Annotated in this window: 22 protein-coding genes and 1 pseudogene; 14 read left to right on the plus strand and 9 right to left on the minus strand. The window is 72.7% G+C overall.

From position 1 onward, the window contains the following. Positions 1–415: 415 nt before the first annotated feature. The 5 genes from ACH4NX_RS01680 to ACH4NX_RS01700 all read left to right on the plus strand — a co-directional run bounded on the left by ACH4NX_RS01680 (position 416) and on the right by ACH4NX_RS01700 (position 5431). Positions 416–2872, plus strand: a complete 2457-nt coding sequence (locus tag ACH4NX_RS01680; protein ID WP_398127330.1) for a SpoIIE family protein phosphatase — start codon at positions 416–418, stop codon at positions 2870–2872. 179 nt (positions 2873–3051) lie between these two features. Beyond that, complete coding sequence (locus ACH4NX_RS01685) at positions 3052–3471, plus strand: CBS domain-containing protein (RefSeq protein ID WP_351400284.1); 420 nt, start codon at positions 3052–3054, stop codon at positions 3469–3471. 87 nt (positions 3472–3558) lie between these two features. Further along, on the plus strand, positions 3559–3738 hold the full coding sequence (locus tag ACH4NX_RS01690) for a hypothetical protein (protein WP_351400285.1): 180 nt from the start codon (positions 3559–3561) through the stop codon (positions 3736–3738). Between the two features lie 184 nt (positions 3739–3922). Next, the gene (rfbB, locus tag ACH4NX_RS01695; protein ID WP_351400286.1) at positions 3923–4894 is read left to right on the plus strand and encodes a dTDP-glucose 4,6-dehydratase; all 972 of its coding nucleotides are present in this window, start codon (positions 3923–3925) and stop codon (positions 4892–4894) included. A gap of 36 nt (positions 4895–4930) precedes the next feature. Then, positions 4931–5431, plus strand: a complete 501-nt coding sequence (locus ACH4NX_RS01700) for a metallophosphoesterase (protein WP_351400287.1) — start codon at positions 4931–4933, stop codon at positions 5429–5431. Positions 5432–5533: 102 nt separating this feature from the next. Here ACH4NX_RS01700 and ACH4NX_RS01705 read toward each other — a convergent pair whose 3' ends face one another. Further along, entirely contained in the window at positions 5534–7288 is a 1755-nt protein-coding gene (locus tag ACH4NX_RS01705; RefSeq protein WP_351400289.1) for an ABC transporter ATP-binding protein, read from the minus strand. A 179-nt stretch (positions 7289–7467) separates the two neighbouring features. Between ACH4NX_RS01705 and ACH4NX_RS01710 the strand changes: the two genes are divergently transcribed. The 3 genes from ACH4NX_RS01710 to ACH4NX_RS01720 all read left to right on the plus strand — a co-directional run bounded on the left by ACH4NX_RS01710 (position 7468) and on the right by ACH4NX_RS01720 (position 10212). Then, a complete protein-coding gene (locus ACH4NX_RS01710) occupies positions 7468–8556 on the plus strand; it encodes an S-(hydroxymethyl)mycothiol dehydrogenase (protein WP_351400290.1) in 1089 nt (362 codons plus the stop codon). Beyond that, positions 8556–9185, plus strand: coding sequence for an MBL fold metallo-hydrolase (locus ACH4NX_RS01715; RefSeq protein WP_398127331.1), 630 nt, complete (start codon positions 8556–8558; stop codon positions 9183–9185). The genes ACH4NX_RS01710 and ACH4NX_RS01715 overlap by 1 nt, the downstream gene beginning before the upstream one ends. Positions 9186–9273: 88 nt before the next feature. Further along, a complete protein-coding gene (locus ACH4NX_RS01720) occupies positions 9274–10212 on the plus strand; it encodes an SDR family oxidoreductase (protein WP_351400308.1) in 939 nt (312 codons plus the stop codon). Here ACH4NX_RS01720 and ACH4NX_RS01725 read toward each other — a convergent pair. Beyond that, a pseudogene (locus ACH4NX_RS01725) lies at positions 10196–10595 on the minus strand (hypothetical protein). The gene ACH4NX_RS01720 and the pseudogene ACH4NX_RS01725 sit on opposite strands and share 17 nt — an antisense overlap. On the opposite strand from ACH4NX_RS01725, the gene ACH4NX_RS01730 reads away from it, so the two are divergent. Next, positions 10594–11394: an SDR family NAD(P)-dependent oxidoreductase gene (locus tag ACH4NX_RS01730; RefSeq protein ID WP_351400292.1), complete on the plus strand. Its 801-nt coding sequence runs from the start codon at positions 10594–10596 to the stop codon at positions 11392–11394. The pseudogene ACH4NX_RS01725 and the gene ACH4NX_RS01730 overlap by 2 nt on opposite strands. A gap of 117 nt (positions 11395–11511) precedes the next feature. Here ACH4NX_RS01730 and ACH4NX_RS01735 read toward each other — a convergent pair whose 3' ends face one another. Genes ACH4NX_RS01735 through ACH4NX_RS01750 form a run of 4 tightly spaced genes read right to left on the minus strand, consistent with a single transcriptional unit; the run spans position 11512 to position 15958 of the window. Next, positions 11512–12714 (minus strand): Gfo/Idh/MocA family oxidoreductase, encoded by a 1203-nt coding sequence (locus tag ACH4NX_RS01735; protein ID WP_351400293.1) that lies wholly within the window; start codon positions 12712–12714, stop codon positions 11512–11514. A gap of 14 nt (positions 12715–12728) precedes the next feature. Further along, on the minus strand, positions 12729–14069 hold the full coding sequence (locus ACH4NX_RS01740) for an ABC transporter substrate-binding protein (RefSeq protein ID WP_398127332.1): 1341 nt from the start codon (positions 14067–14069) through the stop codon (positions 12729–12731). Positions 14070–14079: 10 nt separating this feature from the next. After that, positions 14080–15045, minus strand: coding sequence for a carbohydrate ABC transporter permease (locus tag ACH4NX_RS01745; RefSeq protein ID WP_351400295.1), 966 nt, complete (start codon positions 15043–15045; stop codon positions 14080–14082). Positions 15046–15061: 16 nt separating this feature from the next. After that, complete coding sequence (locus tag ACH4NX_RS01750; protein WP_351400296.1) at positions 15062–15958, minus strand: sugar ABC transporter permease; 897 nt, start codon at positions 15956–15958, stop codon at positions 15062–15064. 157 nt (positions 15959–16115) lie between these two features. On the opposite strand from ACH4NX_RS01750, the gene ACH4NX_RS01755 reads away from it, so the two are divergent. From ACH4NX_RS01755 to ACH4NX_RS01765, 3 genes are all read left to right on the plus strand, one after another. After that, entirely contained in the window at positions 16116–17279 is a 1164-nt protein-coding gene (locus tag ACH4NX_RS01755; RefSeq protein ID WP_398127333.1) for an ROK family protein, read from the plus strand. Positions 17280–17429: 150 nt separating this feature from the next. After that, positions 17430–17615, plus strand: coding sequence for a hypothetical protein (locus ACH4NX_RS01760; protein WP_052841123.1), 186 nt, complete (start codon positions 17430–17432; stop codon positions 17613–17615). A 56-nt stretch (positions 17616–17671) separates the two neighbouring features. After that, entirely contained in the window at positions 17672–18496 is an 825-nt protein-coding gene (locus tag ACH4NX_RS01765; protein ID WP_398127334.1) for an EamA family transporter, read from the plus strand. Positions 18497–18534: 38 nt separating this feature from the next. Here the strand turns inward: ACH4NX_RS01765 and ACH4NX_RS01770 are convergent, their stop codons facing one another. After that, positions 18535–19899, minus strand: a complete 1365-nt coding sequence (locus tag ACH4NX_RS01770) for a S1 family peptidase (RefSeq protein WP_398127335.1) — start codon at positions 19897–19899, stop codon at positions 18535–18537. Between the two features lie 208 nt (positions 19900–20107). Here ACH4NX_RS01770 and ACH4NX_RS01775 point away from each other — a divergent pair, with 208 nt between their 5' ends. Together ACH4NX_RS01775 and ACH4NX_RS01780 are read left to right on the plus strand one after the other, a co-directional pair. Beyond that, positions 20108–21286: an aminotransferase class I/II-fold pyridoxal phosphate-dependent enzyme gene (locus tag ACH4NX_RS01775; protein WP_351400300.1), complete on the plus strand. Its 1179-nt coding sequence runs from the start codon at positions 20108–20110 to the stop codon at positions 21284–21286. Positions 21287–21395: 109 nt separating this feature from the next. Then, complete coding sequence (locus ACH4NX_RS01780; RefSeq protein ID WP_351400301.1) at positions 21396–21782, plus strand: PPOX class F420-dependent oxidoreductase; 387 nt, start codon at positions 21396–21398, stop codon at positions 21780–21782. A gap of 56 nt (positions 21783–21838) precedes the next feature. On the opposite strand, the gene ACH4NX_RS01785 is transcribed toward ACH4NX_RS01780, so the two are convergent. After that, positions 21839–22270 (minus strand): Zn-ribbon domain-containing OB-fold protein, encoded by a 432-nt coding sequence (locus tag ACH4NX_RS01785; RefSeq protein WP_398127336.1) that lies wholly within the window; start codon positions 22268–22270, stop codon positions 21839–21841. 187 nt (positions 22271–22457) lie between these two features. Continuing rightward, positions 22458–23192: a TetR family transcriptional regulator gene (locus ACH4NX_RS01790; RefSeq protein ID WP_351400303.1), complete on the minus strand. Its 735-nt coding sequence runs from the start codon at positions 23190–23192 to the stop codon at positions 22458–22460. Between the last annotated feature and the right edge of the window lie 210 nt (positions 23193–23402).

A 23402-nucleotide genomic window follows, 5' to 3' on the forward strand; every position in this document is an offset into this window, starting at 1 on the left:
GCCGGGCAGGTGCCCGCGCGCCCGCAGCGGACCAAGGCGGACGGGTGGGACCGGACCACGGCGACGCGGGGACGGCGCCGGGCCATCTCCCCACCTTCGCCGACCCGGCAGCCGTCGCTACGCACCGCGTCCGCCACCGGGATCGGCGCGTGCGGGGCCACCCGTTCCCAGGGGCGCGGCGAACGCCCTGGGCAGCCCAGGGCGAGGACGACCGATCGTCACAGACGCCGGCCACCTCCTCGCACGGCCACGCCCGTGACCCCGCTTCCAATCCCCTCCCCACGGGCCCGCCACGCACGGCGAGCGTCGCATCGGCACGTCCCCACCACGCCACCGACTCCCCTTCGTGCCCCTGATCGCCGTTTCCCTGTCCGCAGGGGCTGCGCAGGTGCCCCACAAGCGCTGTAATGGCGGCGTGGTCAGTGAGGGCGGTGCGGAGCGCGGATCGAGAACGCCGCGTACCGAGGGTGCCCTGAAGGCGATCGCGTCCGGCCCGGACCCGGGGGAGCGGCTGCGCCGTGTCCTGGAACAGGCGCTGGTCTTCGCCGGTGCCTCCTTCGCCGCCCTCTACACGCCCGCCGAGAACCGCGAGCTGCTCTGCCTGGTCGAGTCGGCCGGTGTGCCGCGCACCCTGTACGGCGTGCGCGACAGCTACCCGGCGGCCGGTGGCTCCCCGGTGGCGGACGCCCACCGCGGCGGGACACCGGTGTGGCTCGGGCCCGAGGAGTTCGCCGGGTCCGCCGAGTCGCGGCGCGTGCCGTCGAGCGGCTTCTCCCTCGCCACCCTGCCCGTGCGCGGGGACGGAGGCGGGTGTCTCCTCGCCCTGACCGAGCGCCCGGAGGGCTTCGACGGCGACGACCGCGCGTGCCTGGAACTGATCGCCGAAGCCGTCACCTGCCCCGCCCCGGCCGCGGCCGCCGGGGCCGAGGGAGCCCAGGAGCTTCAGCCGGCCGCCTTCACGCTGGCCATGGACACCGGCCGGGTCGAGGCCGGCGACGGCATCCTGCGCCTGTTCGGCCTGGCCCCGGGCGAGTTCGACGGCAAGGTCGAGACGCTGCTGGGCCTGACGGTGCCGGAGGACCTGCCCTCGCTGATGTCGGTGACGGAGGCCGACCACATGTCCATCGGCGACCGCGAGCTGGAGTTCCGGGTGCTGCAGCCCACCGGTCCGCCGAAGTGGCTCCGGCTGAGCGGGCGCCTGCTGCCCGGCGGCGAGGGCCGCCCGGCCCGCCTCGTGGGGACGGTCGTCGACGCCTCCACCCTGCGCCCGGACGTGACGGACGTGGCCCGCGTCCAGCGTCTGGCCGCCGCGCTGGCCACCGCCGGCACCGTCCGCGACGTCAGCCAGGCCGTGGTCGCCGCCCTGCGCAGGCCGCTGCGCGCCGACCGGATCGCGCTGGCCGAGGTGGAGAACGACCGGCTGGTCGTCACCGTCCTCGACCCGCCCGAGCCCGAGTCCTGGCCCGAGCTGTGGCGGCTGGAATGGCGCACCGAGTGGCCCGACGCGCCCGTACGGGCCATGCCCACCCTCGCCGCCGCGCTGCGCGAGGGCCGCGCCCGGATCTGGCCCGCCGGCACCGGCGACCTGGAACCAGCCCTCGCCGACGTCGGCCCCGGCGGCCTCGCCGTACTGCCCCTGCCCGCGGCCGGGCGCATCGCCGGCGCCTGCCTGATCGGCTGGGACACCCCGCACGACTTCGGCCCCGACGAACGAGCCCTGCTCACCGCCTCCGCCGGCCTCGCCGGGCAGGCCCTGATGCGGGCCCACGCCTTCGACGCCGAGCACGAACTCGTCGGCATGCTCCAGCGCCAGCTGCTCCCGCGCCGCCTGCCGAAGCTGCCCGGCGCGGTCGCCGTCGCCCGCTACCTGCCCAGCACGGCCGGACTGGAGCTGGGCGGCGACTGGTACGACGTGATCCCGCTGCCCGACCACCACGTCGCCCTGGTCATCGGCGACGTCCAGGGCCACAGCGCCGCCGCCGCCACCCTCATGGGCCAGATGCGCACCGCCCTGCGCGCCTACGCCGTCGAGGGCCATCCGCCGGACGTGGTGGTCTCCCACGCCAACCGGCTGCTGATGGACATGGAGAGCGACCTCTTCGCGACCTGCGTCTACGTCGAGCTCGACATGGAGGAGGGCTCCGCCTGGTGCGTCCGGGCCGGGCATCCGCCCCCGGTGCTGCGCCACCCCGACGGCACGACGGAGATCGTGGAGGTGGAGGGCGGCCCCCCGCTGGGCGTGCTGACGCAGGCCGACTTCCCCATGAGCCCGCTGGGGCTCAGGCCCGGCACGCTGATCGCCCTCACCACGGACGGTCTCGTGGAGTCCGCCGACGCCGACATCGACGAGGGCCTGGACCGCTTCGCGCACGTGCTGGGCGCCGCCGACCCCGCACACCTCGGGCTCGTCGCCGACGCCCTGCTCGGCGACGCCCGCCGCAGCGACGACGTCGCCCTGCTGCTGGTGCGCTACGACGGCATGGCCCTGCGCCCGCTGCGGGAGAGCTGGTCGGTGTGGCGGCTGCCCGAGGCCGTGCGGCACGCCCGGCGATTCACCCGGCGCACCCTGCGTGTCTGGGGAGCCCCGGAGGGCGCCGTCGACGGCGCCCTCCTGATCGTCTCCGAACTGGTCACCAACGCCCTGGTGCACACCGACGGCAAGGTCCGTCTCGACCTCACCCTGATCGGCGACCGGCTGCGCGTCGCGGTCGCCGACGCCTCCCCCCGTACGCCCGTCAAGCCGACCAGCATCGGCTGGGAGGCGACGGGCGGCCGCGGCATCCTCCTGGTCGAGGCGATGTCGGCGACGTGGGGGACGCTGCCGGTCAGCGGGGGCAAGCGGGTCTGGAGCGAGATCCCGCTGGGCGGGTGAGCCTCGCCTCGACGACTTCCGGCCCGAGCCCGGTACGCGGCCCGCGGCCCGTCCCCCGGTGGCCTCCTGGTGCGGCACCGCACCGGATCGGCACCGACGACGAGGTGCCGGCACCGCTGCACCGGGTACCCGGCCGGCCACACCATGAGCCAGAGAGCGAAGGAACGAGGTAACACGCCATGACCCAGTACGTCCGCGACATCATGACCGGCGACCCGGTGACCGTGGAGCCGCAGGCCTCCGTCACCTCGGTGGCCCGCATCATGCGCGACCAGGACCTCGGTGCCGTCCTGGTCACGGACGGCGACGAACTGCGCGGACTGGTCACCGACCGCGACCTGGTGATCCGGTCCGTCGCGGAGGGCGGCGACCCGGAGCGGACCACCGTGGCCGGCGCGTGCAGCGACGACATGGTGACCGTACGGTCCGACGAGGAGCTGGACCACGCCGTCGAGCTGATGCGCGAGCACGCCGTACGCCGTGTCCCGGTCGTCGACGACGGCCGCCCCGTGGGCATCGTCTCCCTCGGCGACCTGGCCATGGAGCGCGCCCCGGAGTCGGCGCTGGGCGACATCAGCGTGGCCCGGCCCAACCCGTAGGGGGTGCGGGGCACCCGGCGTTTCACGCAGTCACGGCCGGGGACCCGTAGGTCAACGGCACCGGACGCAGAAGGAAGATGATGCCTCGTGACCGCTGACACCAGCGAGAAACCCGTCGCCCGTCGCCTGGAGACGGGCTGGTCGAAAGCCCGCCGCCTGCGCGGCAGGGGTGTGATGCGCACCTGGATACCGGCCGTCGAGGACGGCAACGCCGCACGCGCACCGCGGTCGGGCCAGGAGTCGAACATCGTCCGGGGCGAGGACTGACCGACCGAGCCCCGAGGGCGGTGGAGACCGCCCAGCGCGCCGGCCTTCGTGCCGGCGCGGTGCGCGTCCGGGCCGGCCGCGGACCACACGGGGCACGCGGGTAACGTCAAGACGCCCCCACAGCCCCACAGCTGTCACTCTGTCCCACCCGTACGTCCCACCGCAGCAAGGCACAGCACCGCTCATGAACCTCCTGGTCACCGGCGCCGCCGGATTCATCGGCTCCCGGTACGTCCGGACGCTCCTCGCCTCCGACGCGCCCGAGCCGCCGAGGGTCACGGTGCTGGACAGCCTCACCTACGCGGGCACCCCCGCCAACCTCGACCTCGGCCACCCCCGGCTCGACTTCGTGCACGGCGACATCCGCGACGCCGCGCTCGTCGACAAGCTGATGGCCGGGACCGACGAGGTGGTGCACTTCGCCGCCGAGTCCCACGTGGACCGCTCGATCGACGCGGCCGCCGACTTCGTCCTCACCAACGTCGTCGGCACCCGGACTCTGCTGGACGCGGCCCTGCGCCACGGCGTGGGACCCTTCGTGCACGTCTCCACCGACGAGGTGTACGGCTCCGTCGAGTCCGGATCGGCGACGGAGGACCACCCGCTGCGGCCGAGCTCCCCGTACTCCGCCTCGAAGGCTTCGGGCGACCTGCTGGCCCTCGCGTACCACCGCACCCACGGCCTGGACGTACGCGTGACCCGGTGCTCCAACAACTACGGACCGCACCAGTTCCCCGAGAAGCTCGTGCCGCTGTTCGTCACCCACCTCCTCGACGGCCTGCCGGTCCCGCTGTACGGGGACGGGCGCAACGTCCGCGACTGGCTGCACGTGGACGACCACTGCCGGGGCGTCGACCTGGTGCGGACCCTGGGCCGGGCCGGCGAGGTGTACAACATCGGCGGCGGCACCGAGCTGACCAACCGCGACCTCACCGGCCTGCTTCTCGACGCCTGCGGCGCCGGCTGGGACCGGGTCGTGCACGTCGAGGACCGCAAGGGCCACGACCTGCGCTACTCCGTCGACTGGAGCAAGGCCCGCGACGAACTGGGCTACCGCCCCCGCCGCGACTTCACGGCCGGGCTGGCCGGGACCGTCGCCTGGTACCGGGACAACCGCCCCTGGTGGGAGCCGCTCAAGCGGCGCATCGCGCGATGAGGTCCCTCCGTCACGCCGGCCGTTAGGCTGGAGCACGTGCGCCTGCTGCTCGTTGCCGACACCCATCTGCCGAAGCGGGCGAAGGAACTGCCCGCGCCGCTGCTGGCGGAGATCCCCCGTGCCGACGTCGTCCTGCACGCGGGGGACTGGGTCGACACCGCCACCCTCGACCTGCTGGAGAGCCGCAGCCGCCGACTCGTCGGCGTGTACGGCAACAACGACGGGCCCCCTCTGCGCGCCCGGCTGCCCGAGGTGGCGTACGCCGACCTCGGCGGCCTGCGCTTCGCGGTGGTCCACGAGACGGGTGCCGCCCGGGGCCGCGAGGCACGCTGCGCCGCCCGTTTCCCCGACCTCGACGTCCTGGTCTTCGGGCACAGCCACATTCCCTGGGACACCACCGCGGACACCGGCCTGCGCCTGCTCAACCCTGGGTCGCCGACCGACCGGCGCCGTCAGCCGCACTGCACCTACATGACGGCCACGGTCGCCGACGGCCGGCTCGGGGACGTCGAGCTGCACCGGCTCCCGAGGCGGTAGGCGGCCGCACCGGTGCCCGAGCCCGCGCTCCGGCCGCAGCCGCTTCTCCGTAAGGCCGTGTATACGACAGGGTCGGCCCGGGGGCAGAGGAGCCGGCGTCGCTCAGCCGCCGGCGGCCAGGAACTGGGTCGCCGCCAGCTCCGCGTACAGCGGATCGGCGGTCACCAGCTCCCGGTGCGTGCCGACCGCCCGGACGCGCCCCGCGTCCATCACCACGATCCGGTCGGCCATCGTCACCGTGGACAGCCGGTGGGCGACGACCAGCACCGTGGTCGTGCGGGCCACGTCGGCCACGGTGTCGCGCAGCGCCGCCTCGTTGACCGCGTCCAGCTGCGAGGTCGCCTCGTCGAGCAGCAGCAGCCGGGGACGCCGCAGCAGGGCCCGGGCGATGGCCACCCGCTGACGCTCACCGCCCGACAACCTGGTGCCGCGGTGCCCGACCAGCGTGTCCAGCCCGTTCGGCAACCGGGCGACCAGACCATCGAGCCGGGTCGTCTTCACCACCGCGGCGAGGGCCCCCTCGTCCGCCTCAGGACTGCCCAGCAACAGGTTGTCCCGCAGCGAGCCGGACAGCACCGGGGCGTCCTGCTCCACATACCCGATCGCCGCCCGCAGCGAGGCCAGCTCCCAGTCCGCCAGGCTCCGTCCGTCCAGCGTGATCTTTCCCGAGCCGGGGTCGTAGAACCGTTCGATGAGGGAGAAGACGGTGGTCTTGCCCGCGCCGGACGGTCCGACGAACGCCGTCATGCCCCGGGCCGGCACGTCGAAGGTCACCCCGTGGTGGATGTACGGCAGGTCGTCGGCGTAGCGGAAGCGGACGTCCTGGAAGGCCACCGCGGCCGGTTCCGCGCCCGGGGACGGCAGCGGGGCGGGGCGGACCGGGGGCTCCGCGGGCAGCCGCAGCGCGTCCTGGATGCGCGCGAGTGCCGCCTTGCCCGTCTGATACTGCGTGACGGCGCCGACGACCTGCTGTATCGGCGACATCAGATAGAAGACGAACAGCAGGAACGCGACCAGCGTGCCGATGTCGATGGCCTCCGTCGCGACCCGGGCCCCGCCCACCGCGAGTACCGTGATGAAGGCGATCTGCATCGCCAGCCCGGCCGTGTTGCCCGCGGCGGCCGACCACTTGGCGGCGCGCACACTCTGCCGCCACGACTCCTCGGCGGCCTCGTGCAGCGCCCGCTCCTCCCGGGCCTCGGCGCCGGAGGCCTTCACCGTGCGCAGCGCGCCGAGGATCCGCTCCAGCGCGGCACCCATCACGCCCACCGCGTCCTGCGCCTGCCGGCTCGCCCGGTTGATGCGCGGCACGATCAGACCCAGGACCGTCCCCGCTCCCAGCACCACCGCCAGCGTCACCCCGAGGAGCACCGGGTCGACCAGGCCCATCATCACCAGCGTCGCCACCAGCGTGAGCCCGCCGGTGCCGAGGCCGACGAGGGAGTCGGTGGTGACCTCGCGCAGCAGCGTCGTGTCGGAGGTGATCCGGGCCATCAGGTCACCCGGCTCGGTGCGGTCCACGGCCGTGATGCGCAGCCGCAGCAGATACGACGACAGGGAGCGCCGCGCGCCGAGCACCACCGACTCGGCGGTGCGCCGCAGCACGTACGAACCCAGTCCGCCCAGCGCCGCGTTGGCGACCACCAGGCCCGACATGGCCAGCAGCGCACCCGCGATGGTGCGGTCGTGTGACAGGTCGTCGATCAGCTCCCGTGCCACCAGCGGCAGCATCAGCCCGGTGGCTCCCGTGGCCAGCGACAGCAGGGCGCCCGCCAACAGGGTGCGGCGGTGCGGCCGTACGTATGTCAGGAGCAGTCGCCAGGCGGGGGGACCGGTCTCCGTCTCTGCGGTGCTCACGGCACTCCTTCGGCAGGTGGGCGGACGACTCAGGCTACGCCGGGGCCGAACGGCACGGCCCGCCGGTGCACGGGCGGGAACCCGGCACACCCTGCGGACCGCCTGTCACCTGCCCTTTGCCGGTCGGTTGCGCGTAGGGTCGTCAGGAACGCTGAACGGCCGAAGAAGGAGTCAGGACCATGGCGCAGGAAGTACGCGGCGTGATCGCACCGGGCAAGGACGAGCCCGTGCGGATCGAGACGATCGTCGTGCCCGATCCCGGACCGGGAGAGGCCGTGGTCAGTATCCAGGCATGCGGGGTGTGCCACACCGACCTGCACTACAAGCAGGGCGGGATCAGCGACGACTTCCCCTTCCTGCTGGGCCACGAGGCCGCGGGCGTGGTCGAGTCGGTCGGCGCCGGCGTCACCGACGTCGCCCCCGGCGATTTCGTGATCCTCAACTGGCGCGCGGTGTGCGGCAAGTGCCGGGCCTGTCTGCGCGGCCGGCCCTGGTACTGCTTCGACACCCACAACGCCGAGCAGAAGATGACCCTCGCCTCGACCGGGCAGGAACTCTCCCCGGCCCTGGGCATCGGCGCCTTCGCCGAGAAGACGCTGGTCGCCGCCGGACAGTGCACCAAGGTCGACCCGGCCGTCTCCGCGCAGGTGGCAGGCCTGCTCGGCTGCGGGGTGATGGCCGGCATCGGCGCCGCGATCAACACCGGGAACGTCGGCCGCGGTGACACGGTCGCCGTCATCGGCTGCGGTGGCGTCGGTGACGCGGCGATCGCCGGCTCCCACCTGGCCGGGGCCGCGAAGGTCATCGCCGTGGACATCGACGACCGCAAGCTGGAGACCGCCCGGGGCATGGGCGCCACCCACACCGTCAACTCCCGCGAGAACGACCCCGTCGAGGCGATCCGCGAGCTGACCGGCGGCTTCGGCGCCGACGTCGTCATCGAGGCGGTCGGCCGCCCGGAGACGTACCGGCAGGCCTTCTACGCCCGCGACCTGGCCGGCACCGTCGTCCTGGTCGGCGTACCGACGCCCGAGATGAAGCTGGAACTGCCGCTGCTGGACGTCTTCGGGCGCGGCGGCTCGCTGAAGTCGTCCTGGTACGGCGACTGCCTGCCCTCCCGCGACTTCCCGATGCTCATCGACCTCCACCTCCAGGGCCGCCTGGACCTGGGCAAGTTCGTCACCGAGACCATCCAGCTGGACGAGGTCGAGAAGGCCTTCGAGCGGATGCACGCCGGCGACGTGCTGCGTTCGGTGGTGGTGCTGTGATGGCCGCCCGTATCGAACGCCTCGTCACCTCCGGGCAGTTCAGCCTCGACGGCGGCACCTGGGACGTCGACAACAACGTCTGGCTCGTCGGCGACGACCAGGAGGTGATCGTCATCGACGCCGCCCACGACGACGACGCGATCGCCGAGGCCGTCGGCGACCGCCGGCTCACCGCCATCGTGTGCACCCACGCCCACAACGACCACGTGAACGCCGCGCCCGCCCTGGCCGAGCGCACCGGCGCCGTCATCTGGCTGCACCGCGACGACCTGCCGCTGTGGCGGCAGACCCATCCCGACCGGGATCCCGACGCCTGGCTGCGCGACGACCTCGTCATCGAGGCCGCCGGCGCCGACCTGACGGTCCTGCACACCCCGGGGCACGCGCCCGGCGCGGTCTGCCTGTACGACCCGGGACTCGGCGCCGTCTTCACCGGCGACACCCTCTTCCGGGGCGGACCCGGCGCCACCGGCCGTTCCTTCTCCGACTTCCCGACCATCATCGACTCGATCCGCGACCGGCTGCTGGTCCTCCCGCCCGAGACGAAGGTCCACACCGGCCACGGCGAGGCGACCACCATCGGCGCCGAGGCCCCGCACCTGGACGAGTGGATCAAGCGCGGGCACTGACACGCGTAAAAGGTGACAGAGGATGTCCGGCTTCCAGGGCACTCTCGAGCACGACATCGCTCGTGCGCGAGAGGAACGGGAGCCGGACATGGCCAAGTCACCGCAACAGTCACCGAAGAAACCGCTGGCAGGCAGGGTCGCACTGGTCGCCGGGGCGACCCGCGGCGCCGGACGCGGCATCGCCGTCGAACTGGGCGCGGCCGGCGCCACCGTCTACGTCACCGGCCGCAGCACCCGCGCCCGGCGCTCCGAGTACGACCGCCCCGAGACCATCGAGGACACCGCCGACCTGGTCACCGAGGCCGGCGGCCAGGGCATCGCCGTACCGACCGACCACCTCGACCCGGCGCAGGTCGCCGCACTGGTCGACCGCGTCGGCCGCGAACAGGGCCGCCTCGACGTCCTGGTCAACGACATCTGGGGCGGCGAGAACCTCTTCGATTGGGACAACCCCGTCTGGGAGCACGACCTGGACAACGGCCTCAGGCTCCTGCGGCTCGCGGTCGAGACCCACGCCGTCACCAGCCACCACGCCCTGCCGCTGCTGCTGCGCCACCCCGGCGGACTGGTCGTCGAGGTCACCGACGGCACCGACGACTACAACCGCGACCACTACCGCGTCTCCTTCTTCTACGACCTCGCCAAGACGTCCGTCCTGCGCATGGCCTTCGCCCTCGGCCACGAACTCGGCCCGCGCGGCGCGACGGCCGTCGCGCTCACCCCCGGCTGGCTGCGTTCGGAGATCATGCTCGGCCACTTCGGCGTACGCGAGGAGAACTGGCGCGACGCCCTCGACCGCGTCCCGCACTTCGCCATCTCCGAGACGCCCCGCTACGTCGGCCGCGCCGTCACCGCCCTCGCCGCCGACCCGGACGTGGCGCGCTTCAACGGCCGGTCCCTCTCCAGCGGCGGCCTCGCCCAGGAGTACGGCTTCACGGACCTCGACGGCAGCCGCCCGGACGCCTGGCGCTACATCGTCGAGGTCCAGGACGCGGACAAGCCGGCCGACGTCACCGGTTACCGCTGACGGGCGGCAGCGGCCGGCGGGCCGCGTGCCCCGGCGGCAGTTCCAGATCCGCCCGTACGGCCGTGCAGCGTTCCATCTCCAGCACCGACACGGCCCAGGCCCGGGCCGGGCGCGGGTCGTCGCCGAGGTGGGCGGCGATCCGGTACGTCAGCGTGACGGAGGTCTTGAGGGTGCGCGTAGTCGGCACAGACCGCGAGCCCGCGCTCCTCCCAGCGGGCCGCGGACTCGCGGCGCAACCGGGCCCGGGCGCCGCGGACCACGGCGAGATACGAACCGAGAGCGCCGACGACGACACCTATGAGCGCGGGGAGTTGCCGCAGAAACTCGGACGTGGGAGCACGCTGCCTGCCCGGATGATCGTCGCGGCAGTACCGTCGGGCCATGACGGACACAGGGCGATTCACCGACCACGGAGTACTGATCACGGGTGCCGCCCGGGGCATCGGCGCGGCCACCGCCCGCCGGTTCGCCGCCGAGGGGGCGCGGGTGCTGCTGACCGACGTGGACCTCCCCGCGGCGCGGCGCACGGCGGGGGAGCTGACGGAACAGGGGTTCACCGCCGAGGCGTTCGTCTGCGACGTGGCCGACCGGACGTCCGTCGAGGCGGCCGTCGCCCACGCCGTGGACGCTCTCGGCACCCTCGACGTGCTGGTCAACAACGCCTACGCCTGTACGCCCGACGCCCCGCTCTTCGAGGACGAACCGGACGAGGCATGGGCCCGCGACCTCGACGTCACCCTCACCGGCGCCTACCGCTGCTGCCGCGCCGCCTTGCCTCACCTGGCAGCCTCGGGGCGCGGCGCCATCGTGAGCGTCGGCTCGGTCAACGGCGTCCAGGACTTCGGCAACCACGCCTACAGCGCCGCCAAGGCGGGCCTCGCCTCCCTCACCCGCACCCTCGCCGGGCACGCCGCGCCGCGCGGTGTCCGCGTCAATCTCGTGACGCCGGGGACCGTGCGCACCACCGCCTGGGAGGGGCGGGACGAGGACCTGGCGGCGGTCCGGCGGCTGTATCCGCTGGGGCGGGTCGGTGAACCCGAGGACATCGCGGCGGCCGTCGTCTTCCTCGCCTCGCGCGACGCGTCCTGGATCACCGGCACCACCCTGGTCGTCGACGGCGGCCTGACCGCGGTGAACACCGGGTTCCGGCAGGCGGTCCAGGAGCGTGACGGCACGGACTGACGGCGGCCGACGCGCCGGGAGACGGACCGGGACCGCTGGGGAACGGCGACGCCGTCCACGTGTACGGCCGCGAGCCGGGCACCCGGCGGACCCGGGCGCCCGGCTCACGCCTTCGTGTCAGAGCTGAGGAGCGTCCCCGAAGTCCGGGATCTCCAGCCTGGCCCCGCCCTGCCGCGCGGACTCGTGCGCGACGATGCCCGGCAGGGTGTAGCGGGCCGCCACCCACGCGTTGACGGGCGGCAGGGTCCGGGAGTTGACCGCGGTCACGAAGTCGTCCGCCAGGAAGTGGTGGCTGCCCTCGTGCCCGTTGCGCATCTCGTCGAACTCCCGCGGCAGCCGCGCCCGGTCGTGCACCGGTGCCGAACCCGAGGTGAAGGCGGCCCGCAGCTCCGGCGCGATGTGCTGGAGGGACGGGTCGTCGGGGGACGTCGTCGGCTTGGGCTCCAGCAGCTCGCTGATGTCCTCCACCCCGGTCTTGTCCTGCCACAGCGCCACCGTGGCCAGCTGCTCCATGCTCGCCTCGGTACCGAAGAACCGGAAACGGGACTCACGGATGTGCGAGGGGTAGCCGACCCGCCGGAACTCGTTGGTACGGAACGACCCGCCGCCGGCCACCTCGAACAGCGCCGTCGCGTTGGAGACGTCGTTGTCGAACTGGCTGACCGACCGGTCGAAGACACCGTCCCCGCGCTCGTCCACCACCCCCAGCGCCGAGACACTGACCGCGTGCGTCTGCCAGGCGCCCAGCACCCCGCCCACCGAGTGCGTCGGGTACAGCAGCGGCGGATAGCTGGCGGTGGACTTCCATTCCTCGCCGCCGCTGTACTGGTACGCCTCGTAGAAGCCCAGGTCCATGTCGTGGACGTAGTCGCCCTCGGCGTAGAAGAGCCGCCCGAAGGCGCCCTCGGCGATCCGGTTGCGGGCGTGCACGGTCGCCGGGTTGTACTGGCTGGTCTCGCCCATCATGTAGGTCAGTCCGGTCGACTTGACCGCGTCGAGGATCTCCGCGATCTCCTGCGTACTGATCGCCATGGGCACGGCGGAGAACACGTGCTTGCCCGCGCCCAGTCCCTGGAGGACCAGCGGGGCGTGCGTCCAGCGCTGCGTGAAGACGGCGACGGCGTCGACCGCCCTGGACTCCAGCATCGCCTCGTAGGTCGGGAAGGTGCCGGCGAGGCCTTCGGCGGCGGTGAGCTGTTCGGCCCGTTGTGGCAGCAGGTCGGTGACGTACACGTCGCTCACACCCGGGTGGGCTTGGAACAGCTTGGCGAACTGGCCGGAGAACTGGCCGGCGCCAACGATGCCGAGGGAGAACGTCATGAATGGTGTGCCTTTCACTGGTCGAGAATCAGGTTGATCTGGTCGTTGGTCTCGTCGAGGCCGCTCACCGGTTTTCCGCCGCCGTAGACGTCCTGCATGGCGGGGCGCATGAGGGCCTGCACGTCCGCGGCGTAGTTGGTGATGGGGTAGGAGAAGGTCCGGAAGTTCTCCTTGTCGTCGACCGGCCGGGTGAAGGCCGTCACGTCGATGCCCTTCTCCTCGTAGGCCGCGACGGCCGCCTCGGTGCCGCCGGGCGTGGCCGGGAAGACGATGCCGTAGCCGCCCACGGTGCGCTGGCACTCCTCGGAGGCCAGGTACTTCACCCACTTCAGGGCGCCCGGCTTGTTGCGGGCGTCCTTGGTGACGGAGTCCGCGAGGCCGTTCATCATCGTGGCCCGCTTGCCGGTCGGGCCGGCCGGAGTGACGGCGGTGGCGAAGTCCACGCCCTCGAAGCCGGCGTACGTCGAGAGCATCCACGCCCCGTCGAAGGCGGTGGCCGCCTTGCCCGCGGCCACCTGGGCGTTGGCCTGGTTGGACACGGAGTAGTCGGTGAAGGGGGCCATGTAGCCCTTGTCCGCCAGTCCGAAGTACCACTCGATCATCGACTGGAAGGTGTCGTCGTCGTACCGGTACTCGGTGCCCCACCGCTCCTTGTCCGTGTAGGTCCACCCGGCGGACGCGGCGAAGTGGCTCCAGGTGGTCTGGCCGTCGCCGTCACCGCCCCCGTTGGTGGCCAGCCCGTAGACCTCGACGTTGTCCTTGTCGAAGCCGGGCTCGTCGCCCCGTCTGCCCTTCTCGTCCACGGTCAGGTGCGCGACGGCCTTCTCGAAGGTGCCGCCGTCCCGCGGGTTCCACGACAGGCCGCCCAGTTCCCCGGCGCTCAGCCCGGCGTCCTTCGCCATCTTCTCGTTGTAGAAGAGGGCGACGGTGTCCCAGTCCTTGGGGACGCCGTAGCGGTGGCCGTCCTCGCCGAGCCAGCTGGCGGCCAGACCGGGCTGGTAGTCGGAGTCCTCGATACCCAGGTCGTCGAGCGGCTCCAGCACCTTGAGGTCGGCGAACTGGCCGAACTTCTGGATGTGGTCGGTGAACACGTCGGGCTGGGTGCCCGCGATGAAGCTCGCGGTGAGCTTGGTCCAGTAGTCGTCCCAGCCCATCTGGGAGATCTTGACGTCCAGGCCCGGGTTCCGCTTCTCGAAGTCCTCGGCGCACGCCCGGTACGCGGGCAGCTGGTTGGTGTCCCAGAGCCAGTACGTCACCGTGTTCGCGGACGATCCGGCGCCGCCGCCCCCAGCGCAGCCGCTCACCAGGGACAGCGCCAGCGCCCCGGTCAGAGCGGCGGCCGTACGAAATCGCATGTCCGTCCCCTCACTTGATGCCGGTGAAGCTGATGGTGGTCACGATGCGGCGCGCGAAGACACCGAAGAGCAGCAGCATCGGCAGGGCCGCGATGAGCGTGGCCGCCATCAGGCCGGACCAGTCGGTGCCGGTCGTCGGGGTCTGCGCGCGGAAGACGGCCAGTGCCACGGTGAGCACGCGCGAGCTGTCGCTGTAGGAGACCATCAGCGGCCAGAAGTAGTCGTTCCAGGACGTGATGTAGGTCAGCACGGCCAGTGTCAGTACGGGCGTCGCCGCCATCGGCAGCAGCACCCGGAAGAAGACCCGCACCTTCCCGGCGCCGTCCAGCAGGGCCGCCTCCTCCACTTCCAGGGGGATGCTCATGAAGAACTGCCGCAGGAAGAACACCGCGAACGGGGTCATGAACATCGTAGGCAGGGCGATGCCCAGCAGGGAGTCCACCAGGCCGAGTTCCTTGACGAGGATGAAGTTCGGCAGCAGGGTGAAGATCGCCGGCACCATCAGTCCCGCCAGGAACAGGCCGAACACGGTGTCCCGGCCCCGCCAGCGCAGCCGGGCGAAGGCGTACGCGGCCATGGCGGAGAAGAGGATCTGGCAGACGGTGATCAGGGTGGAGACGAACACCGAATTGAGCAGGTACCGCCAGAACCTCAGTCCGCTGCCCGAGCCGCCCTGCGCGATCGCCTCCTCGGCGGACTGCAGGCCGAGCGCCCGCTCGAAGCCGCCGGTGGTCGGGTCGACGGGCAGCGGGTCGGCGGGGTGGCCGGCCAGTCCGCTGTTGGTGGACAGAGCGGTGCGCAGGATCCAGTAGAAGGGCAGCAGGGTGATGAGCACGATCGCGGCCATCACCGCCCAGGCCACGATCCGCCCGGGGGAGAGCCGCCCGCGCCTGCCGCGCCGTGCCGGCGCCCGGCCGGCCACGGGGGCCGGGCCGGTCACGGAGGCCGCGTCGGCCGTGGAGGTGGTGTCGGTCATCTCGTTCTCCTCTCCGTCAGCCGAGGTCACTCTGGCCGGCCCGGGTGAGCCGGTACTGGACGAAGGTGATGGCGCTCAGCACGACGAGCAGGGCGACCGACATCGCCGAGGCGTACCCGAACTGGAAGCGGCCGAAGGCGGCGCCGTAGATGTAGAACTGGAGCACGTTGGTGGCGTTCGCCGGTCCGCCCGCGGTGGTCACGGCGACCGTGTCGAAGACCTGGAACGATCCGATCACCGTCATGATGAGGACGACCGCGAGGACCGGCCGCAGCAGCGGCATCGTGATCCGCCAGAACATCCGCCACTCGCTCGCGCCGTCCACCTTCGCGGCCTCGTACATGTCGCCCGGGATGGCCTGGAGCCCCGCGAACAGCAGCAGGGCGGTGTACCCGACGTGCCGCCACACGTTGATCAGCGCGATGGTCGGGACCGCCCAGGTCTCGTCGGCGAGGAAGGGGATGCGGTCGAGTCCCATCGCCGTGACGATCTCGTTGCCGATGCCGAGCTGGGTGTCCAGGATCCACAGCCAGACGATGCCGGCCACGACGTTGGACATCAGGTACGGGGTGAGCACGATCCCGCGCAGCAGTGACGACTGGGTCAGCCGCTGCAGGAGCACGGCGACGGCCAGGGCCGACACCGTCTGCACGCCGATGTTGATGACGACGTAGACGACCGTGACCCGCATCGACTCCCAGAAGATGGGGTCGTTGACCATCCGCACGTAGTTGTCCAGGCCCACCCACTCGGCCGGGGTCAGGAGGTTGAAGCGGGTGAAGCTCAGGTAGATCCCGCGCAGCGTCGGCCAGAGCAGGAAGACCACGAAGCCCAGGAGCGCCGGCGCGATGAACACCGCGGCGAGACGTCCGTCACCCCGCTTCCCGGCAGGGCTGCTGGAGGCGATGGTCATCGGCAGACTCCCTCGCATGCGGCGGCTCGTCCTCGTTTACTTTTGGGCTGGAACAATCGATGCGTCAAGAGGTCGCGCGAACATCCTTTTCGAAGGCAAACTTGCCTGAAACAGCCTTGTTGTTTCCGGTCCGAAAGAAAGTGGAGGGCTCGATCTCATGCCCACCAGTGCCGAGAACTGGCTGCCGCTGAGCCCCACGGAGCGCTCCGTGGCGATCGAGGTGCTCGTCCACGGGCCCCTGTCGCGTACCGAACTCGCCCGGCGGCTCGACCTCTCACCGGGCAGCCTCACCCGGCTGACCAAACCGCTCATCGAGTCGAGGCTGCTGGTCGAGGTCCCCGAGGCGGGGGCGCCGGCCGGGGTCCGCCAGGGGCGCCCGTCGCAGCCGCTCGACGTGGTCACCGACTCCCGGTACTTCATCGGCTTCAAGATCACCGGTGACACGGTGTACGGCGTCGTCACCACCCTCAGGAGCGAGATCGTCGCACGTCACGACCGTGCGCTCACCACGCACGACCCCGGTGGGGTGGCGGACGTCCTGGCGGAGATGGCCGGGGAGCTGTCCCGCGGCCGTCCCCGGGTCGCCGGCATCGGCATCGGCGTCGGCGGACTCGTCGAGGGCCGGGCGGTGGTCGGCGAGTCGCCCTTCCTGGGGTGGCGCGGGGTCCCGCTGGCCCCACTCGTCGAGGAGCGCACCGGACTGCCGGTCGTCGTCGAGAACGACACCGCCGCCTTCGTGGAGGCCGAGACCTGGTTCGGCGCGGGGCGCGGCCTGGACCGGTTCGTCGTCCTCACCATCGGCGCCGGCGTCGGGTACGGGCTGGTGCTCGGCGGCAAGCGGGTGCCGTACTCGGGGGATGAGGACCGCGATTTCGGCCGCCACTGGATACTCGATCCCCACGGTCCGCTCACCCCCGACGGCCGGCGCGGCAGCGCCGTCTCGCTGCTGACCATCCCCAACATCCGCTACCAGGTCCGGGCCGCCACCGGCCGCGACCTGGGGTACGAGGAGATCCTCGCGTCCGCCGCCGCCGGGGAGCCCATGCCCGCGCGGGTCGTGGAGGAGGCGGGACGGGCCCTGGGCACCCTGGTGGCGCAGATCGCCAACTTCGTGATGCCGCAGAAGATCCTGCTCGCGGGGGAGGGAGTGGGTCTGATGGACGTGGCCGGAGAAGTGGTGGAGAACACCATCCGCGAGAACCGGCATCCGCGGGCCGAGCCGGTCGGTCTGGAGACCAGGGTGTCCGACTTCCACGACTGGGCGCGCGGCGCCGCGGTGTTGGCGATCCAGGTGCTGGTACTGGGGGCGGCGCAGGTGTGAAGGGGCGGGCCGTGTGCGCCAGAACACAAGTGGTGTGAACGAACTCGCTGGTAGGCCTTGACAGATGGAGAGTTCGACGTGATCAGCGACACGGTCCGGTATGTCCGGTTAGCTCGCGATTACTCACATCGTCTTCACGCCCGGCGCCGTATGCTTCACAGCATGTCCACCACTGTTGAACCCTCCTCCGAGCGATCGGCTGCCGAGGTCAACGAGGAGATCCGGGCCCTGTGGCTCCGGTCGGGCGGGACACTGAGCGTCGAGCAGCGCGCGGAGTACCAGCGGCTCGTCATGGAGTGGGCCACCGCGGCCCCCGAGTCCGTGAACGCCGCCTGACCGGCGCCTGAAGCTCCCCGGCGCATCGGAGCCCCGGCCCCGGGCACCCCCACGGGATGGGTGCCCTTCTCGCACTGACCTCGGCCGTCTGCTACGGCATCGTAGACTTCGCCGGCGGCCTGCTGTCCCGACGCGTCCACTTCGCCGCCGTCACCTTCCTCGGCCAGGTCGGCGGACTCGCGCTCGCCTGCGTGGCCGCCCTCCTCGTGACCGCCCCAGGCGTCCGCCCCGCGGACCTGCTGTGGGGCGCCCTGTCCGGCGTGGGCAGCGGCGTCGCCATGCACTTCCTCAACCGCGGCCTGAGCCGCGGCGCGATGAGCGTCGTGGTGCCCGTGAGCGCCGTCACAGGCGTCGCGCTCTCCGTCCTGTGCGGCGTACTCGTCCTCGGGGACCGTCCGGGCGCCGTCGCCTGGGTGGGGATCGCCGTCACCGTGCCCGCTCTCTGGCTCGTCTCCGGCGGCGGCACCGGCCCCGGCCACGCCGTCACCGACGGGCTGCTCGCCAGCGCGGGGGTCGCCGTCCAGTACCTCGCCCTCGGGCAGGCGGGCCCCGACAGCGGGCTGTGGCCCGTGGCCGCCGGCCGCGTCGCCGCCGTACTCCTGCTGCTGCCCGCCGCCGTACGGCACGCCGAACGCCTGCGCCTGCCGCCGCGCCGGTCCGCCGAGGCGCTGCTGATCGGCGCCGGCGCCGCCCTCGGTCTGATCCTGTACCTTCTCGCCGCCCAGCGGCAGCTGCTGTCGGTCGCCGTGGTCCTGGCCTCCCTCTACCCGGCCCTGCCCGTGATCCTCGGCCTCGCCCTCCTGCGCGAACGGGTCGGCCGCGGCCAGGCAGTCGGCCTGATCGGCGCGGCGGCGGCCACGGTGCTGCTGACGCTGGGCTGAGAGCGGGCCGGCTCCGGCCGAGGCGGCGGACGATCGGCTCACCCCCACGTCGTCGAGTAGTGCCGTCGGTAGGCCTTGCGGTCCTGCTCCGCGCGGATCCACCGGGTGGCCACCAGGGCGATCAGGCTGCCGGCGACGACGAGCATGCCGGGGCCGACGTTCCGGCGGTCGGTGAGACGGGAGAGCGGCGTCGAGCCGTCGACACCCGTCACGGGCGCCGCGGCGCCCGGCGCGGAACCACCGCCACCGCCTGCCGTGGCGGCCGGTGACGAGGGCGCGGCCCCCGGCCCCGCCGCCCCCTGGGGCGCCTGGACGAGCAGCCGCACACCGAGCGACTCCATGGCCTCCGGCAGCGGCTGGAAGAACGTCGTACCCCCCTCGGCGCAGTCGCCGCTGCCGCCCGACGTCACGCCCAGTGCGATGCCCTCGGAGAACATCGGGCCCCCGCTGTCCCCGGGTTCGGCGCACACGTCGGTCTCGATGAGGCCGGTGACCGTGCCCTCCGGGTAGTTCACGGTCGCCTCGAGCGCGGTCACCCGGCCGTCGCGCAGCCCGCTGGTGCTGCCGCTGCGGAACACCCGCTGCCCGACCGCCGGTTCACCGGTACCCGTGATCCGCACCCCCTTGCCGGCGCCGACCACCACCACGTCGGCACCGTCGCCCGCCTTGCCGTCGGCGTACTCCACCAGGGAGAAGTCGTCCCCGGGAAAGCTCCCGGCGACCGTCCTGCCGACCTGCCGGCCGCCCCCGCCGTCACCGAACCAGACGGACCCCGTCGGCCCGCAGTGGCCGGCGGTGAGGATGAAGTCGCGCTGTCCGTCGGTCACGTTGAAGCCCGCCGAGCAGCGCCCCGCCGTGGACAGGATCGGCTCCGCCCCGTTCAGGCGGGTCGTGAACGTGCCCTCGGCGCGCTCCATGCGCACGAAGCCGCCGACGCCCTCCGCGACGCCCGTCAGCCGGGACCAGTCGGATCCGGAGACCGTGCTGTCACCGCGTACCACCACCTCGTTCGACCGGTAGTCGAGGGCCCACGCCGTACCGGGCACCCGGGGCGCCGAACGCAGCGTCGAGGCGGCGGACTTCAGCTCGGACATGCTGTGCCGCACGACCTTCGCCTCGGCGCCGGCCCGCCGCACCTCCTCGGCCGTGCTCTCGTCGGTGACCGCGACGACCGGCTGCCCGTCGGAGCCGACCCAGTGGCCCGCCGTACGGGAGGTGCCCAGCCGTGCCACGAGGCCGGCGCCGGTGCCGGGCGCGGTCCGCGTCGACGTGTGCGGCGCGGCCCTCACCTCCGGGGGCTCGCTCGCCACGGCCCGGGTGACCATCGTCGCCCCGAGCAGGAGTCCAGCGACGGCCGCCAGCCGTGCCGTTCGCCGGACGATGCGTCGTCGTGCGTGCCTCATGCGTGCGCTCCCGAACCCGAACACGCGGCGTCGCCACCGCGAGGGCCTCCGGACGTCGGGCGCCCTCCTCCCATACGGGGGCCGGCCCGCCCCCGTTCACCGGGCCGGCGGTCCGGTCGCGCTCGCGGGCGCCCGGCTCGTCGGGGAGGTGACACGGCGTGCGGACGACCCGTTCCCCGGCCCCGCCACGGCCCCCTATCTTGTGGCCATGACCAGCATCCCGCAGGACCAGCCCCGTGAACCGAACCCCCTGCGCGCGCTCACCCTGGACCAGCTGCGCCGTCGTACGAGCATGAAGTGGCGCACCTACCCCGCGGACGTGCTGCCGCTGTGGGTGGCCGAGATGGACGTGCCGCTCGCCGAACCCGTCGTGCGCGCCGTCACCGAGGCCATGGAACTCGGGGACACCGGCTACCCCGCGGGCACCGCCTACGCCGAGGCCCTGGCCGTCTTCGCCGGCAAGCGGTGGGGCTGGGACGACCTCGCCGTGGAACGCGCCGCGATCGTGCCCGACGTGATGCTGGGCGTGGTCGAGATGCTCGAACTGGTCACCGGGCCCGGCGACCCGGTGATCGTCAACCCACCGGTGTATCCGCCGTTCTACCAGTTCGTCGGCCACATGGACCGGCGCGTCGTCGAAGCGCCGCTCGGCGCGGACCTGCGGATCGACCTCGGGAGGCTGGAGGAGGCGTTCCGGCGGGCCGTCGCCGACGGCGGGCGGGCGGCCTACCTGCTGTGCAGCCCGCACAACCCGACCGGCACCGTACACACCGCCGAGGAACTGGCCGCCGTCGCCGCCCTCGCGGAGCGGTACGGCGTCCGGGTCGTCGCCGACGAGATCCACGCGCCGGTCGTCACGGCGGGCGCGCGGTTCGTGCCCTACCTCAGCGTGCCCGGCGCCGAGCGCGGCCTGGCGCTGATGTCGGCGTCCAAGGGCTGGAACCTGGCCGGCCTCAAGGCGGCGCTCGCCCTCGCCGGACCCGGCGCCGCCACCGACCTGGCGCGGATGCCCGAGGAGGTCGGCCACGGACCCAGCCACGTCGGCATCCTCGCCCACACCGCCGCCCTGCGCGACGGCACCGCCTGGCTGGACGCCGTGCTGGCCGGCCTCGACGAGAACCGGCGGCTGCTCACCGGCCTGCTGGCCGAGCACCTGCCCGGGGTCGTCCAGCATCCCGGGGAGGCGACCTGCCTCGCCTGGCTCGACTGCCGCGCGCTGGGCCTCGGCGACGATCCGGCGGAGGTCTTCCTCGGCCGCGGCCGGGTCGCTCTCAGCTCCGGCATCCCCTTCGGCGCCGGCGGGGCGGGACACGTGCGCCTCAACCTGGCGACCTCGCCCGAGGTGCTCACCGAGGCGGTGCGGCGGATGACGGCGGCTCTGGCGTGAGGCGAGGGCGCGCGGCCCCGTCCGACCGCGGTGCGCGCCCCTCCAGTGGGTCGAAAGGGGTAGTCCCTCAGCCGTCCCGATGCCCCTCGCAGGCCCTAAACTCCGGACCATGGACGACTCGTCACTGGCCCGGCTCGGCGCCGGCAAATACCTGCTGGTCACCACCTACCGGAAGAACGGCACCCCGGTCGCCACCCCCGTGTGGGTCATACGGGACGGTGACACGCTCGGCGTCTGGACGGCGGCCGACTCGTGGAAGGTCAAGCGCGTCCGCAACCGCGCCGACGTGCTGGTCGGCCCCTGCGACCTGCGTGGCAATCCGACCGGCGATCAGGTCCCGGCGACCGCGGAGATCTGCGACCCGGCCACCACCGGCCGCTATCGCCGGCTGATCGCCCGCAAGTACGGCATCGTCGGCCGGCTCACCCTGCTCGGCAGCCGGCTGCGCCGGCGCGTGGACGGCACCGTGGGCATCCGGATCACGCTCCCGTCCTGAACGGCCGGCCCGCTCACGGGCCGACGGAGCACACCTGGGGGAAGGGGGGCCGGCGTTCAGGTCCAGGCGCGGTACGGTTCGTCGACCAGTTGGAAGACCGGCTGGCCCCGTACCGGGTCCTTGGCCGTGGACAGCCGCACCCGGTCCCCGCTGTGGATGCCGATGAGCGGGCCCATGACCCGGCCGCGCAGCACGAAGCCCTCGGCCATCTCGATCAGGGACACGTTGCGCGCGGCGGGGGTGTTGCGGTGCACCACCGTGGCGTGCCGCACCGTGCCCGTGCCCTCGCTGCGTTCCGTCCGCAGGTCGCTCCCGCGACAGACGGGGCACAGCACCCGGTGGTACATGGCCGTGCCGCACCAGGTGCAGCGCTGGTAGAAGACGGCCTCGGTGTCCGAGGCCGAAGAGGGCTGGGGGGCCTTGGGCACGAGCACGCCGGTCGCGGAGCCCGCTGCTTGCCGAGCGACGTTTCCTGAGTGGTGGTACACGCTGGTCAACTCCCTGCACTCGGGCCGGAATCCGCGTGCGCGGTCACCGGGCACGCGTGTGCGCGGCTCGCCGTGCCTCCGTGCACGCCCCACAGGGTATGGCACTCAGTGCCACTCGTAAAGGCACTCGGTACCCTCGATTCGGCTCTTCACGACCGGTGCCGGCGCTTCCCCCACCGCCGGCCGGTCAGTCGCGGGCGAACGCGGTCTCGACCTCCCGTACCACCTGCCACAGGGGCGTTCCGCGCCGCGAGACGACGACCACCACGTCCTCGGGCCCGTCGGACGGGGGCGCTGCGGGTAGGCCGCCGAACGTGGACTGCGCGTACCCCAGCGCGTGGTCCACCGCGGCGCCCACGTCGTCCCGTCCCTCGGAACGCAGCCAGGACCGCAGGGCGTTGTTGTGCGCGGCGACCACGGCGGCCGCGACCACGTCGGCGCGCATGCTCCCGTCCCGCCGCCCGCCCAGGCGCCCGCGCAGGTACTCGGCGAGGGCGCGTTCGTAGCGCCACACCACCGAGAGCTCGTACGCGCGCAGCCCCGGGACCTTCTTGGTCAGGTGGTAGCGCTGCACCGAGAAGGCCGGGTTCTCGGCGTACATGCGCACCACGAGGCGAGCCGCGTCGCAGACCCGTCGCACCGGGTCGGCGTCCTCGGGGGAGGAGGCCAGAAAGGCCGTCATGTCGGCCAGGCACCGTTCGTGGTCGGGGAAGACCACGTCCTCCTTGGAGGGGAAGTAGCGGAAGAACGACCGCCGCCCGACACCGGCGAGCGCGACGATGTCGTCCACGGTCGTCTGTTCGTAACCCCGCTCCAGGAACAGCCGGAAGGCCGCCGCGACCAGCGCCTCCCGCATCGGCGGCCGGGCACCCGCCGCGTCCGTCCCGTCCCCGCGGCGGGGCGCCGCACTGCTGGAGCTCATGAAGGGGAACGTAGCAGCTCACGGACGCATGTGACACTCAGTGCAGCGTATAGAGGGAACTCAGTTCCGCTGCCGTCCAGACGTACCGGTCACTTGGTACTCCTTCGCCACCGCCCCGCGGACGGCGGCCCTGCGGCGCCTGCTCGCGGCATGACCCCGGCCGAGGTGTCCTGGCTCGGACGCCAGCCGCGAATCAGTGGCTGTGCGGCC

This window comes from Streptomyces sp. NPDC017225 (assembly GCF_044331465.1).
GTDB lineage: Bacteria > Actinomycetota > Actinomycetes > Streptomycetales > Streptomycetaceae > Streptomyces.

Bases quoted from the DNA above. Each gene is read 5' to 3' on its own strand.
- ACH4NX_RS01685 (WP_351400284.1), top strand. From the start codon at position 3,052: ATGACCCAGTACGTCCGCGACATCATGACCGGCGACCCGGTGACCGTG.
- rfbB (WP_351400286.1), top strand. From the start codon at position 3,923: ATGAACCTCCTGGTCACCGGCGCCGCCGGATTCATCGGCTCCCGGTAC.
- ACH4NX_RS01710 (WP_351400290.1), top strand. From the start codon at position 7,468: ATGGCGCAGGAAGTACGCGGCGTGATCGCACCGGGCAAGGACGAGCCC.
- ACH4NX_RS01715 (WP_398127331.1), top strand. From the start codon at position 8,556: ATGGCCGCCCGTATCGAACGCCTCGTCACCTCCGGGCAGTTCAGCCTC.
- ACH4NX_RS01720 (WP_351400308.1), top strand. From the start codon at position 9,274: ATGGCCAAGTCACCGCAACAGTCACCGAAGAAACCGCTGGCAGGCAGG.
- ACH4NX_RS01730 (WP_351400292.1), top strand. From the start codon at position 10,594: ATGACGGACACAGGGCGATTCACCGACCACGGAGTACTGATCACGGGT.
- ACH4NX_RS01735 (WP_351400293.1), bottom strand. From the start codon at position 12,714: ATGACGTTCTCCCTCGGCATCGTTGGCGCCGGCCAGTTCTCCGGCCAG.
- ACH4NX_RS01740 (WP_398127332.1), bottom strand. From the start codon at position 14,069: ATGCGATTTCGTACGGCCGCCGCTCTGACCGGGGCGCTGGCGCTGTCC.
- ACH4NX_RS01745 (WP_351400295.1), bottom strand. From the start codon at position 15,045: ATGACCGACACCACCTCCACGGCCGACGCGGCCTCCGTGACCGGCCCG.
- ACH4NX_RS01750 (WP_351400296.1), bottom strand. From the start codon at position 15,958: ATGACCATCGCCTCCAGCAGCCCTGCCGGGAAGCGGGGTGACGGACGT.
- ACH4NX_RS01755 (WP_398127333.1), top strand. From the start codon at position 16,116: ATGCCCACCAGTGCCGAGAACTGGCTGCCGCTGAGCCCCACGGAGCGC.
- ACH4NX_RS01760 (WP_052841123.1), top strand. From the start codon at position 17,430: ATGCTTCACAGCATGTCCACCACTGTTGAACCCTCCTCCGAGCGATCG.
- ACH4NX_RS01765 (WP_398127334.1), top strand. From the start codon at position 17,672: ATGGGTGCCCTTCTCGCACTGACCTCGGCCGTCTGCTACGGCATCGTA.
- ACH4NX_RS01770 (WP_398127335.1), bottom strand. From the start codon at position 19,899: ATGAGGCACGCACGACGACGCATCGTCCGGCGAACGGCACGGCTGGCG.
- ACH4NX_RS01775 (WP_351400300.1), top strand. From the start codon at position 20,108: ATGACCAGCATCCCGCAGGACCAGCCCCGTGAACCGAACCCCCTGCGC.
- ACH4NX_RS01780 (WP_351400301.1), top strand. From the start codon at position 21,396: ATGGACGACTCGTCACTGGCCCGGCTCGGCGCCGGCAAATACCTGCTG.
- ACH4NX_RS01790 (WP_351400303.1), bottom strand. From the start codon at position 23,192: ATGAGCTCCAGCAGTGCGGCGCCCCGCCGCGGGGACGGGACGGACGCG.